Source organism: Blastomonas fulva (assembly GCF_003431825.1).
In the GTDB taxonomy this organism is placed as follows: Bacteria; Pseudomonadota; Alphaproteobacteria; order Sphingomonadales; family Sphingomonadaceae; genus Blastomonas; species Blastomonas fulva.
Genome location: NZ_CP020083.1, coordinates 99,322 through 113,774 on the forward strand (window position 1 = coordinate 99,322; position 14,453 = coordinate 113,774).

Annotated in this window: 13 protein-coding genes; 3 read left to right on the forward strand and 10 right to left on the reverse strand. The window is 65.2% G+C overall.

Annotated elements, in window-relative coordinates; translation table 11 throughout:
- Positions 1-33 precede the first annotated feature (33 nt).
- The 5 genes from rpsL to gatC form a co-directional block, all read right to left on the reverse strand.
- Positions 34-405 (reverse strand): 30S ribosomal protein S12, encoded by a 372-nt coding sequence (gene rpsL, locus B5J99_RS00475; protein ID WP_017670439.1) that lies wholly within the window; start codon positions 403-405, stop codon positions 34-36.
- 204 nt (positions 406-609) lie between these two features.
- The gene (locus B5J99_RS00480; protein ID WP_117351106.1) at positions 610-1,833 is read right to left on the reverse strand and encodes a cyclic di-GMP phosphodiesterase; all 1,224 of its coding nucleotides are present in this window, start codon (positions 1,831-1,833) and stop codon (positions 610-612) included.
- Between the two features lie 230 nt (positions 1,834-2,063).
- Entirely contained in the window at positions 2,064-3,566 is a 1,503-nt protein-coding gene (gene gatB / locus B5J99_RS00485) for an Asp-tRNA(Asn)/Glu-tRNA(Gln) amidotransferase subunit GatB (protein ID WP_117351107.1), read from the reverse strand.
- 2 nt (positions 3,567-3,568) lie between these two features.
- Entirely contained in the window at positions 3,569-5,053 is a 1,485-nt protein-coding gene (gene gatA / locus B5J99_RS00490; protein WP_054134235.1) for an Asp-tRNA(Asn)/Glu-tRNA(Gln) amidotransferase subunit GatA, read from the reverse strand.
- 2 nt (positions 5,054-5,055) lie between these two features.
- Complete coding sequence (gatC, locus tag B5J99_RS00495; RefSeq protein WP_054134234.1) at positions 5,056-5,343, reverse strand: Asp-tRNA(Asn)/Glu-tRNA(Gln) amidotransferase subunit GatC; 288 nt, start codon at positions 5,341-5,343, stop codon at positions 5,056-5,058.
- A gap of 173 nt (positions 5,344-5,516) precedes the next feature.
- Between gatC and B5J99_RS00500 the strand changes: the two genes are divergently transcribed.
- Entirely contained in the window at positions 5,517-6,629 is a 1,113-nt protein-coding gene (locus tag B5J99_RS00500) for a DUF3089 domain-containing protein (protein ID WP_117351108.1), read from the forward strand.
- Positions 6,626-7,084, forward strand: a complete 459-nt coding sequence (gene ruvX / locus B5J99_RS00505) for a Holliday junction resolvase RuvX (RefSeq protein ID WP_069050557.1) — start codon at positions 6,626-6,628, stop codon at positions 7,082-7,084. Before B5J99_RS00500 ends, ruvX begins: the two co-directional genes overlap by 4 nt.
- A gap of 24 nt (positions 7,085-7,108) precedes the next feature.
- Here ruvX and B5J99_RS00510 read toward each other — a convergent pair whose 3' ends face one another.
- From B5J99_RS00510 to B5J99_RS00525, 4 genes are all read right to left on the reverse strand, one after another.
- Positions 7,109-7,387: an ETC complex I subunit gene (locus B5J99_RS00510; protein ID WP_054134231.1), complete on the reverse strand. Its 279-nt coding sequence runs from the start codon at positions 7,385-7,387 to the stop codon at positions 7,109-7,111.
- Positions 7,388-7,620: 233 nt separating this feature from the next.
- The gene (gene hrpB / locus B5J99_RS00515; protein ID WP_117351109.1) at positions 7,621-10,062 is read right to left on the reverse strand and encodes an ATP-dependent helicase HrpB; all 2,442 of its coding nucleotides are present in this window, start codon (positions 10,060-10,062) and stop codon (positions 7,621-7,623) included.
- Positions 10,055-11,461, reverse strand: coding sequence for an MATE family efflux transporter (locus tag B5J99_RS00520; protein ID WP_069050560.1), 1,407 nt, complete (start codon positions 11,459-11,461; stop codon positions 10,055-10,057). The genes hrpB and B5J99_RS00520 overlap by 8 nt, the downstream gene beginning before the upstream one ends.
- A 52-nt stretch (positions 11,462-11,513) precedes the next feature.
- On the reverse strand, positions 11,514-12,542 hold the full coding sequence (locus B5J99_RS00525) for a polyprenyl synthetase family protein (RefSeq protein WP_069050561.1): 1,029 nt from the start codon (positions 12,540-12,542) through the stop codon (positions 11,514-11,516).
- A gap of 104 nt (positions 12,543-12,646) precedes the next feature.
- Between B5J99_RS00525 and B5J99_RS00530 the strand changes: the two genes are divergently transcribed.
- Positions 12,647-12,934, forward strand: a complete 288-nt coding sequence (locus B5J99_RS00530; RefSeq protein ID WP_054134227.1) for a chorismate mutase — start codon at positions 12,647-12,649, stop codon at positions 12,932-12,934.
- 155 nt (positions 12,935-13,089) lie between these two features.
- On the opposite strand, the gene B5J99_RS00535 is transcribed toward B5J99_RS00530, so the two are convergent.
- Positions 13,090-14,409, reverse strand: a complete 1,320-nt coding sequence (locus B5J99_RS00535; protein WP_054134369.1) for a sensor histidine kinase — start codon at positions 14,407-14,409, stop codon at positions 13,090-13,092.
- Positions 14,410-14,453: the final 44 nt, after the last annotated feature.

Consider the following 14,453-nt stretch of genomic DNA (forward strand, 5'->3'; position numbering starts at 1 on the left):
GATCTTTTCAGGATGATCCGTCCCCCGGACGGATCACTTGGGCCGCTTGGCGCCGTACTTGGAACGGCTCTGCTTGCGGTCCTTGACACCCTGGGTATCGAGAACGCCGCGCAGCACGTGGTAACGCACACCGGGAAGGTCGCGTACGCGGCCGCCGCGGATCAGCACAACCGAGTGCTCCTGCAGGTTGTGGCCTTCACCCGGAATGTAGGTGATGACTTCACGGCTGTTGGTCAGACGGACCTTGGCCACCTTGCGAAGCGCCGAGTTCGGCTTTTTCGGAGTCGTCGTATAGACACGGGTGCAAACGCCACGCTTCTGCGGGTTTGCATCCATTGCGGGCACCTTGGACTTGGCCTTTTGCGGCACCCGGCCCTTGCGGACCAGCTGGTTGATAGTTGGCATGTTTTCTCTTCACCTGATTGGTAGAGGTAAGGTTACTCTGCCGCCCGATACGTGCCCGATCCGTTGCAGAACGAATCGATATGGTGGAGGCTCCGCCTTTGTCCCACCCGCACCTGACGCCAGTGTCGTGCTAATATCCGGAAAGCGGGACGCAATACGCCCCGGCAACCGAAGCGCGGCCCTTAACGGCGAATCCCCGTGCGGTCAAGCCGCAGCGGAATAGGGCGCGGCCTTGGCGAGAACACCCTGACGCATCGCGGCCCAGTCCTCGAAATGCCAAAACTCGGGCCGTTCGGTCCCCAGGATTTGAACTCCGCGGTCGGGCGTGATGGTGATCTCCGCCGGAGCAAGCTCCTGCAGCCGCGATGTGCAATAGAATGGCAGCACGCGGACCCCTGACGGGTCCTCGCGGCAATTGTCGACGACCAGCGCCAGCCGGTGATCGTTCAGCCTGACCAGCCCACCTGCGGGATACAGCCCCATCGAGTTGATGAAGACCTGCATCAGCCGCTCGTCGAAATGGCCCTGCCACTGCGACATCCGGCCCAGCGCCACGCAGGGGGTCCAGGGGTCCTTGTAGGGCCGGTTGGAGGTCACCGCATCATAGACATCGCAGATCGCGCCCATGCGCGCCGCCAGGCTGATCTCGTTGCCCTGCAGGCCGAAGGGATAGCCCGAGCCATCGATCTTCTCATGATGGTGCAGGCACACGTCGCGCGCGATATCCGGAATATCGGGATTCTCGCCGATCAACGCGTGGCCGCGCACCGGGTGGCTGCGGATGGTAACCATTTCCTCGTCGGTCAACCGGTCGACCTTGTCGAGGATCATCTGCGGCACCGCCATCTTGCCCAGATCGTGCAGCAGCCCGGCCACCCCCATCGAGCGGATGGTGTCGTCGTCCAGATCAAGCTTGCACGCAAAGTTGATCATCAGCGTGCACACCGCGACCGAGTGCATATAGGTGTATTCGTCCTTGTTCTTGAGCCGGACGAGGCTGGTCAGCGCCTTGTTGTTGCGCTCGACCGAATCGCGGATCTCGTCGATCAACGGCAGGACCTCGGGAAGCTTGACCGCCTGCCCCAGCCGCGCAGATTCGAACATCGCGCCGACCTTCTTGCGCGACTTCTCAACGATCTTGGCGGCGCGCTTGCTCTCCTGGCGGAAGCTGGTCTTGCGCGGCGCAAGACTGGGCGGCGTATAGCGCCCGGTGGCCGGGGCATGGCGCGGCGGAAGCACGGCGGCGGGCGGAAGCTGCGGCATCACAGGCGCGGGCTCCGCGGGCACGGCGCCGCGCTCGACATCGATGATCACCGCCGACACCTTGCTCTCGCGGATCTTGAGGACATCGGCATCCTCGATCAGCAGGAACTTCTTGCGCCAGAACGGGTGATCGAACCAGGAGCCGACAAAGCCCTGGATAAACATGCCCGTTTCAACCTCGGCTGGTTTGATATGCTTTAACAACAGCCCACTTCCCGTCCACAACCAAGGCCCGGGCTATCGTTCCATGCATCCATGCTCACAGATGCCCCCCGGCTTTCGCACAATCGTTTGCGACACCGGTATCAGGCAAAATTGTTAACGGTTGGTAAGCCCCGCGCACCCGCCAGAAGATGTTACAAAATGGCACTATTCCAGGGGGTGCGGGGTCGCAATCAGTTAAGGGCTTTCTTCAGCAGTTCGTTAACCATCTGCGGGTTGGCCTTGCCCTGCATCGCCTTCATCGTCTGCCCGACGAAGAAGCCGAACAAAGCTTCCTTGCCACCGCGATACTGCTCCACCTTGTCAGCATTGGCCGCAAGCACGCCAGCGATGGCGGCATCGATCGCACCGCTGTCCGATGTCTGCTTGAGGCCCTTGTCCTCGACGATCTTGCCGGCACCTTCGCCTGTTTCCAGCATGATCTCGAAGACCTGCTTGGCGATGGTGCCCGAAATCGTGCCGTCTGCGACGAGAGCAATCAGCTCTGCGCCAGCAGCCGGGCTGACCGGACTTTCGTCGATAGACTTGCCGGTGCGATTGAGCGCGCCGTACAGTTCGGACAGCAGCCAGTTGGCCGAGCCCTTGGCGACCTCGGTCTCCGGCTTGCCCTGCGCCTTGACGCTTTCGGCCAGCAGCGCCTCGAACCAGCGCGCGGTCTCCGCCTCCGCGGTCAGCACCGCCGCGTTGTAGGCGGACAGGCCCAACTCGCTTTCGTACCGCTTGCGCTTTGCATCGGGCAGTTCGGGCAGCGAGGCCTTGCAGCCTTCCAGAAACGCGTCGTCGAGTTCCAGCGGCAGCAGGTCGGGATCGGGGAAGTAGCGATAATCGTGCGCGTCTTCCTTCGAGCGCATCGAGCGGGTCTCGTTCTTGTCGGGATCGTACAGCCGGGTTTCCTGGACGATCGAACCGCCGCTTTCCAGCACGTCGACCTGGCGGTTCGCCTCGTGCTCGATCGTCGCCATCACATAGCGCACCGAGTTGACGTTCTTGGTCTCGGTCCGCGTGCCGAATTCGTCGCCGGGCTTGCGCACCGAGACGTTGACGTCGGCGCGCATCGAGCCTTCTTCCATGTTGCCATCGCACGAGCCGACATAGCGCAGGATCGAGCGCAGCTTCTTGAGATAGGCGCCAGCCTCCGCAGGTGAACGCATGTCGGGCCGAGAGACGATCTCCATCAGTGCGACGCCGCAGCGGTTGAGGTCGACATAGGACATCGTGGGATGCTGATCGTGCATCAGCTTGCCTGCATCCTGCTCCAGATGCAGCCGTTCGATGCCGATCGTCTTTGTCTGTGCGTCGGGGTTTTTCTCATCGAGGCTGATCTCGATCGCGCCCTCGCCCACGATGGGATGATAAAGCTGGCTGATCTGATAGCCCTGCGGCAGATCGGCGTAGAAATAGTTCTTGCGGTCGAACCGCGAGTACCGGTTGATCTGCGCGTTCAATGCCATGCCGGTGCGCACCGCCTGGCGGACGCACTCGCCATTGGGCACCGGCAACATTCCGGGCATTGCGGCATCGACAAGCGACACCTGGGCATTGGGCTCCGCCCCGAAGGTGGTAGCCGCACCCGAAAACAGTTTGGCATGGCTGGTGACCTGAGCATGCACCTCGAGCCCGATCACGACCTCCCACTCACCGGTGGCGCCCTGGATACGATAGGTTGATTCAGTCATTGTCACCACCACTGCGCCGGACGCGCGGTAAAGCCTGCGCGTTCCTCGATTGCCAGACCCGCGTTCAACACGCCCTGCTCGTCGAGCGGCTTGCCGATGATCTGGAGGCCCAGCGGCAGGCCCTGGCTGTCGAGACCGCCAGGGACTGACATCGCGGGCAGCCCCGCAAGCGAGGCGGGCACCGCGAAAACATCGTTGAGGTACATCGCAATCGGATCTTCGCTGTTTTCGCCCAGACCAAAGGCCGCGCTGGGCGCGGTCGGGGCGAGCAGCACGTCGCATTTGTCCCACACCTGCGCGAAATCGCGGGCGATCAATGCGCGGACCTTCTGCGCTTGCGTATAATAGGCATCGTAGAAACCGGCGGACAGCACATAGGTGCCGATCATGATGCGGCGCTTGACCTCTGCGCCGAACCCGGCGGCGCGGGTTGCGGCGTACATGTCCTGCAGCCCCGCCCCGTCGGGCAAGGTACGCTGGCCATAGCGCACGCCATCATAGCGCGCGAGGTTGGACGAGGCTTCGGCAGGCGCGATGATGTAATAGGCCGGCAGCGCGTAACGCGTGTGCGGCAGCGAGACCTCGACGATCTCGGCGCCGGCATCGCGCAGCCAGTCGGCGGCCTGATCCCAGATCGCGGCGATCTCGGCGTTCATGCCGTCCATCCGATATTCCCTGGGAATACCTACGCGCTTGCCCTTGAGGTTGCTGGACAATCCGGCTTCCCACTGCGGTACGGGCAGGTCGAGCGAGGTCGAATCCTTGGGGTCGAAGCCGCTCATCGCCTCGAGCATGATCGCGCAGTCGCGGACATCGCGCGCCATCGGCCCTGCCTGGTCGAGCGAGGAAGCGAACGCGATCACCCCCCAGCGCGAGCAGCGGCCATAAGTGGGCTTGATGCCGCTGATGCCGACAAATGCCGCAGGTTGGCGGATCGATCCGCCGGTATCGGTGCCGGTCGCCGCCGGGCACAACCGCGCCGAGACTGCAGCGGCGCTGCCTCCCGACGAGCCGCCGGGCGCAAGCGGCGCGTTGCCGCCATCGTTGCGCCGCCACGGCGAGATCACGTTGCCGAACGCGCTGGTCTCGTTCGACGATCCCATCGCGAACTGGTCCATGTTGAGCTTGCCCAGCATGCCAGCGCCCGCATCCCAGAGCTTCTGGCTGACTGTCGATTCATAGGTCGGCTTGAAACCGTTGAGAATCTCGCTCGCCGCGCGCGCTTCCACACCCACGGTGCAGAACAGGTCCTTCATGCCGATCGGCACGCCCGCCATGATCGGCAGGTCCTCGCCCGCCGCACGCTTCGCGTCGATCGCATCGGCTGCGGCCAGCGCGTGCTCGGGCGTGTCGATCAGGAATGCGTTGAGCGCCTTGGCGTCTGCCACCCGAGCGTTGAATGCGCTCGCGACGTCGCGCGCGCTGAAGGTTCCGGCGCGCACGCCGTTGCGGATATCGGCAATGCCGAGGTCGGTAATGTCGGTCATGTTTATTCGATCACCTTGGGGACGCCGAAAAAGCCGTGTTCGGCAGCGGGCGCATTGGCCAGCACCTTGTCGCGGATATCGCCATCGGTGACGATGTCTTCGCGCAGGCGCAAGGTGTTGGGGATGACAGCGGTCATCGGTTCGACGCCGGTGACGTCGACCTCGCCCAGTTGCTCGACCCAGCCCAATATGCCGTTGAATTCGGGGACCATCGCCTCGACTTCGGCATCGGTCATCGCGATCCGGGCCAGGCTGGCGATTTTCTTCACGGTTTTGCTATCTACTGACATGGTTCATGCGGCTAGCACCGGCCCGCCCGGCCATCAAGCGGGCAAATGCTGTGATCGCGCCAATAACCGCTGCTGCCAAACACCGCTGGCGATGTTCAAAACCCGCACCTATATGCGCGGATTGACGGGCATGTCGCTTGACCGCCCTTGCCCGCCGTTTCCGGAGAGTGTTTTTGGCCCGCAAGTTCCTGTATCTGATTGCGACGATCATCTTCCTGCTGGTCGCAGCTTTCGCGGTTTACCGGCTGTTTCCCCAGCAGATTTTTGCCGCAGCCTTCGTGCCTTCCGCCGAGTTCGTGAAGCCCGAGGCAATCCAGACCAGCGCTTATGCCGACAAGGCGATGTGGTTCTCCCGCCCGGAAATCACCGGCAACGACAACCCCTCATTGTGGACGCCGGAAGGCTTTGAGCCCACCACTGCGCCCAAGGTCGCGGTGTTCTATGTCCATCCGACGTCGTACCTGAAGCGCGAATTGTGGAACGCGCCTTTGGGCGACAAGGAGTCGCAGGACCGCGCGCGCATCTTCCTGCGCAGCCAGGCCAGCGTGTTCAACGGCATAGGCCAGATCTGGGCACCGCGCTATCGCCAGGCGGCGATCGGTGCCTTCCTCACCAACAAGCCAGAGGCGCAGATGGCGTTCGATGCCGCCTATTCGGACGTGCTTGCGGCGTTCGACGAGTTTCTGCTCGAAATCCCTGACGACATGCCGATCATCATCGCCGGGCACAGCCAGGGCGCCTTGCACCTGACCACGCTGATGCGCCAGCGCGTGGTCACCCGGCCGCTCGCCGACCGCATCGTGGCTGCCTATGTGATCGGCTGGCCCATCTCGCTGACCACCGATCTGCTGGCGCTCGGCCTGCCGGTTTGCGCCGACCCCGATCAGGCCAACTGCCTGCTGTCGTGGCAGAGCTTCGGCGAACCCGCCGAACCCGATCTGCTGCTGTCGGTCTATGATGTCAGCATCGGCTTTGACGGTACCCTGCGCGGCGCGACGCCGATGGTGTGCGTCAACCCGATCACCGGCGTCAACGGCGACGAGGCGACGGCAGACAGGAACATCGGCACGCTGGTTCCCAATGACGACCTGACCGATGGCGTCATCACCCCCGCTTTGGTGCCCGCACGCTGCGACGATCGCGGCCTGCTGCTGCTCGGCGGCGAACCCAAGATGGGCAACTACGTGCTGCCCGGCAACAACTACCATGTCTATGACTATCCCCTGTTCTGGGCGAACATCCGCGCAGACGCCGAACGGAGGGTGGCAGCATTTCTGGCCCGCTGATCACGACCAAGCCCGCAGAGTTTCGCGAGGCATTGCCCGAGGGCGGACGGCTGATCGGGCTGGACGTCGGCAGCAAGACCATCGGCACCGCGTTCTGCGATGCCGGCTGGAGCTTCGCCACCGCCGCCAAGACGATCAAGCGTTCCAAGTTCGGCAAGGACAAGGCGCAGATCGAGCAGTTGGTGGTTGATCAGAACATCACCGGGCTGGTCATCGGCCTGCCACTCAACATGGACAGCACCGACAGCCCGCAAACCCAAAGCGTGCGTGCCTTTGCGCGCAACATCGCAGTGCTGGGGCTGCCGATCCTGCTGCAGGACGAGCGCTGGTCCACTCAGGCTGTGGAGCGCGCGCTGATCGACGCCGACGTCAGCCGCGCCAAGCGCGCCGAGCGCGTCGATTCGGCCGCAGCGGCGTTCATCCTGCAGGGTGCGATCGACGCGCTGGTGGGCTGAACGCCCGGCGGTCAGATCAGAAAATCACCGGAAATTATCGGCATAGGCCTGAATCTTCAGGCGGCGTGGAGGTGTCTGCTCGATCCGCGCGATGATGCCATATTTGTCGGCATAGGCCCTGGCAGCCTCCAGATCGGGGAAGCGCAGCGAGAGCTGCTGGCGCGTATCGCCCGAGCCTGCCCAGCCGGTCAGCGGATCGGGCTTCTTCGCTTCGGCAGGTTCGAACTCGAGAACCCACAGATCGGTGAGCGCGCGACCCGACTGCATCGCGTTCTTGGGGCGCTGATAGATTCGTGCGGCCATTGGTATCCGTCCCGGGAAAAAGGTGATTGCTGCGCCTTTGCTACAGCGGGGGCGTTCGGGTCAAGCGTGGTGTGGGGTGGAAGGGTTGCAACAACCGCTGTTGAAAACTCCCTCACCACCCCCGCTCATCCTGAGCTTGTCGAAGGACCCGCGCCCACGCCAGCCAGTTAGCGGGGCCTTCGACAGGCTCAGGCTGAGCGGAAGAGGGCAGTATCCTTGAACTCTCCCAGCCCTCAAATCCCCTGCCGCTTCTTCGTTGCCAGGCTCGCCTGCGCTTCCCACGGCGCATCGGGCCAGTGGTGGCGCGGGTAGCGGCCGCGCATGTCCTTGGCGACGTCGCGCCAGCTGCCGCGCCAGAAGCCGGGGAGATCGCGCGTGGTCTGGATCGGGCGACCGGCGGGGGAGGTCAGCGACAGCACCAGCGGGATATGGTCGCGCCCGACCACCGGGTGAACATCCAACCCGTACAGCGCCTGCACCCGCAGCTCGACCGTCGGGCCTGCGGTGGCCGAATAGTCGATCGCGTGGCGGGTCCCGGCGGGGCTGGTGAACTCGGGCGGTGCGATCCGATCGACCGTCTGCGCGCCGTCCCATCCCAGAAGATTTTGAAGCGCATTGTGCAAATGCCCTGGCGAAGCCGCGCCCAGCGAGCGGTGCCCGGCGAGCAGCGGGGCGAGCCAGTCGTCCAGGCTATCGAGCAAAGCTGCATCCTCCAGCACCGCAATCCCGGCAAAGCGTGCGCGCTGCCGCAAGGCCAGCGCCTTGTCACCCCAGCCGAGCAGATCGAGGCCATGCTCGCGCACCCCGCCGATCAGCGCGGCGCACAACGCATCGGGCGATGGCGACGGGTCCGGCCCGCTTGCCAGCCGGATCGCACCCAGCCTGCGTTCGAGCCGGGCCTCGGCGCGGCGCTCGGCCAGCGCAAAACTGCAGCGGCTGACGCGCTCGATCCGCGCCGCCAGATGGGTTTCGACGTCCGCAGGGTCGAGCGCCATCGCGCTCAAGATGCGTGCATCCGCCGCCTTGCCCTGCACCTCGCCAATCGCCAGCCATTGCGCGGTGATCAGCGAGGAGGCCGTATCGAGCCGGAAGCTGCGCCCGCCTGCGCTCGCCCAGACCTCTCCGCCAGCATCGCGCCGCTTGGCGACCCGATCGGGCAAAGCGAGGGCTAGCAGGATGGCGGATGGAAGGTCGGAAGAGTTCGGATTGGCGATCTGCCGCTCTGCCAATTGCGCCCAGCGCTGTGCGAGCTTGCGCGATTTCGATGCGCGCTCGCCGCGGTCGGAGCGCCAGCGCGCCAGCCGCGCGTCGAGGTCCTCGCCCTGCCCGCCCAGCCCGCGCTCCTGAAGCAGAAGCGCAATTTCTGCGGCCAGTATGGCGCATCCTGCGCGCGCACCGCACAGCAGCATATGCGCAAGATGCGGCGGCAGCGGCAGCGCGGCGATCGCGCGCCCATTGAGCGTGATCGCGCCGGTGGCATCGACCGCATCGAGCGCCTGCAGCCGCCTGCGCGCCTCGGCCAGCAAGGGTGCGGGCGGCGGGTCGAGCCAGTTCAGCCGCAGCGGATCGCTCTCCCCCCAGGCGGCGCATTGCAGCACCAAAGGCGCAAGATCGCTGTCGAGAATCTCGGGCGGGTCGAAGCGCGGCAGCCCGCCGGTCGCGGCCTCCTCCCACAGCCGATACGCGACCCCCGGCCCCTGCCGCGCCGCGCGGCCTGCGCGCTGGGTGGCGGCAGCCAGGCTGGCGCGCTCGGTCACCAGCCGGGTGGTCGCGGCGAGCGGATCATAGCGCGCGCGCCGCGCCATGCCGCTGTCGACCACGATGCGCACGCCATCGATGGTCAGGCTGGTCTCGGCGATGCTGGTGGCGAGAATCACCTTGCGGCGGCCTTGCGGATCGCGCCGGATCGCGGCGCGCTGTTCGGGCGGGGTCAGCGTGCCGTGAAGCGGCAGCACCACGATCGCATCCCCCAGGTTCGCCAGCCGCTCCTGCGTGCGGGCAATTTCCCCGACACCGGGGAGGAAGGCGAGCACATCGCCCGCTTCCTCGCGCAATGCGATGCGGATCGCCTGCGCCATCGCGTCCTCAAGCCGTTGTTCGCCGCGCCGTCCGAGATGGCGCAGCGCCAGCGGATGCGAGCGCCCCTCGCTGTTCAGCACCGGCGCATCCCCCATCAGCGCAGAAAAGCGCGCGCCATCGAGCGTCGCCGACATTGCGAGCAGGCGCAGGTCGGGCCGGAACGCCGCTTGCGCCTCGAGCGCCAGCGCCAGCCCGAAATCGCTATCGAGGCTGCGTTCGTGGACCTCGTCGAACAGCACCGCTGAGACGCCTGCAAGCTCGGGATCGGCCTGTATACGGTTGACGAAAATCCCCTCGGTCAGCACCAGCACGCGGGTAGCCGCGCTGGTCTTGCTGTCCATGCGGGTGGCATATCCGATGGTCTGGCCGACGCTCTCGCCAGCAAACTCCGCCATCCGCTCGGCAGCCGCGCGCGCGGCAAGGCGGCGCGGGGAAAGCAGCAGGATCTGCCCGGTGCACCAGCTCTGATCGAGCAGCGCAGGCGCAACGGTCGTGGTTTTGCCCGCACCCGGCGGGGCGACGAGCACGGCATTCGGTGAGGTGGCGAGCGCAGCCAGCAGATCGGGGAGGACTGCGTGGATCGGGAGCTCAGCCATACACCCCCAGCCCCAGCCGGCTGCGCATCATCCAGCGCCCGACCATCAGCACCGAGACCACCGCAAGTCCCGCAGCGAGCCCGATCCAGACTCCCACACCATCCCAGCCCAGCTGGAAGGCGAAGAACCAGGCGGTGCCCATGCCGACAGCCCAATAGCCGAATGCCGCAAACAGCATCGGCCAGCGTGTGTCCTGCAGCCCGCGCAGCACTCCTGCCCCCACAGCCTGCACCGCATCGACCAGCTGGAAGATCGCGGCGACCAGCAGGAAGCCGAGCGCGAGCGAATACGCCGTCGCCGCGCTTGCATCCATCGGATCGATGAACAGGCTGACCAGCTGACGCGGGAACAGTGCCATGATCGCGGACATCATGCACGCCGCGATCACGCCCAGCCCCAGCGCCGCCCATCCGGCGCGCCCCGCCGCCACCGCATCGCGCGCGCCATGGTGCAGCCCCACGCGCACCGTGGCGGCCTGCGACAGGCTGAACGGCACCATGAAGGCGAACGAGGCGATCTGGATGGCCACGGCATGGGCTGCAAGCGAATCGCGGTTGATCAACCCCATCAGGAACGCCGCCGCGCTGAAGATCGCGACCTCGAACGCAAAGGTGATCGCAATCGGCAGGCCCAGCCGGAACAGCCCGACATAACGCGGCCAGTCCGCCACCCAGAAGCGTCCGAAGATGCGATAGCGGCGGAACGGGCGCACCGTCGTGACGACCAGCGCCATCACCACGAACAGCGTGCAATTGGCAACGAGGTTCGCGGTCGCGGCCCCCATCAGCCCCATTTCGGGAAAGCCGAGATTGCCGAACACCAAAGCCCAGCAGACGATCAGGTTCACCCCGACCCCGCACAAGGTGACGATGACGCCCCAGATCGGGCGTTCCAGCGCCGAGACATACATGCGCAGCACGAACTGCAGCAGCCAGGGCAGCAATCCCCACATCGCGACGCGTAGAAACTGCCCGGCGTCGCGCGCCAGATCGGGCTGCTGGCCCATCAGCAGAAACAGCTCTTCGGCCTGCCACAGCACGGCCCAGATCGGCAGGCAGGCGGTAAGCGCGACCCAGAACCCCTGCCGCACCGTGCGCCGGATATCGCGCACCGAATGCGCGCGGCGCCCGCGCTCGGCCGCGATCATCGGCGAAGCGGCGGTCATTAACCCCATGCCGAAGGTGCCGCAGGCGAAATACAGGTTCACTGCCAGCGCCGCCGCTGCCAGCGCCTGCACGTCGTAGCGGCCCAGGATGATCACCTCGGTGGTGTGGATCGCCATCTGCGCGAGATTGCCCAGCACCAGCGGCCCTGCCAGCCACAACAGCGCGCGGATCTCGATCCCCAACGAGGCGGGCCGGGCATCACCGGAAATGGAAGTGGCTGAAAGCGCCGTCATCTGACTGAAACTCGATTTACCGGGCCTGCCCGGTGATTCGGGTCAGCCGGGTTCAATACCCTCTTGCGATCGCGAACTCGACCGTTTCGATCAGCGCCGCCTTGGCCTTGCCATTGGGGAAGCCCGCGATAGCGTCGATTGCGCGCTGCCCGAAGTGGCGGGCGCGGTCGAGCGTCAGATCGATGGCGCTGTGCTGGCGCAGCAGATCGGTGGCGTGCGCCAGATCCTCGTCCGAGGTGCGGTGACCGATGATCGCCGCTTCCCAGAACTTGCGCTCTTCGGGGCTGCCGTGCGCATAGGCCAGGATCACCGGCAGCGTCACCTTGCCGTCGCGGAAATCGTCGCCGACATCCTTGCCCATCTTGGCGGCGTCCGAGACGTAATCGATCGCGTCATCGACCAGCTGGAAGGCGATGCCCAGATTGCGGCCATAGGCGTCTAGCGCGAGCTCGTCGGCCTCGTTGCGCTCTGCCACCACCGCCGAAATCCGGCAGGCAGCGGCGAACAGCGCCGCGGTCTTGGCACCGATGATCGCAAGATAGCGCTCTTCGCTGGTCTCGATCTGGCGTTGCGCGGTGAGCTGGTCGACCTCGCCCTCGGCGATGATCGCCGATGCGCCCGACAGGATCTTGAGCACCTTGAGCGAGCCGTCCTCGACCATCAGTTCGAACGAGCGGCTGAACAGGAAATCGCCGACCAGCACCGTGGCCGGGTTGCCGAACACCAGGTTTGCAGCCTTCTTGCCGCGCCGCATGTCGGACCCGTCCACGACATCGTCGTGCAGCAGCGTGGCGGTGTGGATGAACTCTACCGCAGCCGCCAGCTTGTAGTGGCGGGTGCCGGGATAATCGAGCAGCCGCGCGCAGGCGAGCGTCAGCATCGGACGCATCCTTTTGCCGCCGCCCGCGATCAGGTGACCTGCAAGTTCCGGAATCAGCGGGATTTTCGACTGCATCCGGTCAAGAATCACGCTGTTGACGGAATTCATGTCGTGCGCGACCAGCGCCATGATCGGATCAAGGCTGGGCGCGGCGGCAGGCGCGCTTCCGGGGCGGCCGATCGGGTGGATAGTCGCTGTCATGGGTTGCGATGTGGCAATCCACATGGCTTAAGGCAAGCGCAAAGCGCAGCGGTGTTGTGATCCGTAGCGTGATTCTGGTCCCGTTCTAGACAAGGCTTCCGCTTATGGCGCACGATCCCGTCCTGGCCGCTTTCCGGCAGAGCATCGACAATATCGATGCCGCATTGATATTCATGCTGGCCGAGCGGTTCAAGATCACCAAGGCGGTGGGCGAATACAAGGCCAAGACCGCGCTCCCCCCTGCCGACCCCGGCCGCGAGGAAGAGCAGATCACGCGGATGAAGCGGCTCGCGGTCGATGCCGATCTGGATCCCGATTTTTCGGAGAAGTTCCTGCGCTTCGTGATCGACGAGGTGATCCGGCACCACGAGAAGATCAGGGACGCTGGGTAACTTTCTCCCCTCCCGCTTGCGGGAGGGGCAGGTTCAGCTTGCTGAACCGGGGTGGGCTGGGAGCACACCCGGTGCAGGAGCTTGATTTCTCAGGCCCATCCCGGCCTCGGCTTCGCCTCAACCACCCCTCCCGCAAGCGGTAGGGGAGAATTCGGTCAGCCCGCCCTCGGCAATCGCAGCCGCACCAGCAGGCCGCCCAGATCCTCGCTTTCGTCGAGCTCGACCAGCCCGCCATAGATCTCCGCGACATCGCGCACGATCGCCAGGCCAAGGCCCGTGCCCGGCTTGCCGGTATCCAGCCGCGCGCCGCGATCGAAGATGCGGGTGCGTTCGATTTCGGGGATTCCGGTGCCGTCATCCTCGATCCAGATATCGACCAGCTTCGGGTCCGCGGACCCCTTGGGATCGATGGTGACGAACACGCTGCCGCCGCCATATTTGCCCGCATTCTCGACCAGATTGCCCAGCATTTCCTCAAGGTCCTGCCGTTCGATCGCGACGCTCGCGGTCTTGCTGCCATCCAGGTCGCAGCGGACATGCGGGTACAGCCGCACCACCGCGCGCTCGACCGCCTGCGCGCTTTCCCACACATTGGCGCGCGCCAGCGCCTGGCCGCGACGCCCGACAGCGCGTGCTCGCGCAAGGTGATGATCGACCTGGCGGCGCATCACCGCGGCTTCGCGGATCACGGTATCGGCCAGGTCATCCGCGCGCGCGGTGGCGCTGTTCATGACCACGGTCAGCGGAGTCTTGAGCGCATGCGCGAGATTGCCCGCATGCCTGCGCGCCTCTTCGGCCTGTTTCTCGTTGTGCTCGAGCAATGCGTTCAATTCCTCGACCATCGGCATCACCTCGATCGGCATCGGATCGCGCACCCGGTCCATCCGGCCTGTGCGCATCGCCTGGATCGCCTCGCGCACCTTGCGCAGCGGCCAGAGGCCATAGAGCGTCTGCAAACCGGCAAGGATGATCAGGCCCAGCGCCAGCAGCGCAAAGCTGTAGGTCAGCGTCTGGCGCAGCTGGCGGATTTGCAGGTCCATCGCGTCACGCGACTGTGCGACCATGAAGCGCCAGCGGACCTTGGATCCGGGCAGATAAATCGATTGTTCGATGATCCGCAGCTCGTCGTCGGAAAACTGGTCGCTGTTGTAGATATGCGGCTGCGCGTCGCTGTGGTCAGTCTCGATCCTGAGCGCGCGGTCCCACAAGGAGCGCGAGGTGAAATCGGAATGGCCCGCGCCGCTGATCTGCCAGTAGAGGCCGCTGTTGGGCTCCAGAAACCTCTGATCGCCCAGCGGCCGGTTGAAGAACACCTCGCCATCGGGGCCGATTTCCGCCGAGGATATCATTGCGGTCAGCACATATTCGAGCTGATCGTCGAAGCTGGTGGTGACGGTGTTGGTGAGGATGCGGTCGAGCGCCAGCCCGCCGCCCAGCAGCAGCACGAAGATCCACGCCGCAGCGATGCCGATCATCCGGCGGCTGAGCGAGCCGGTATTGGGCAGCGGCGGAGCAGGCG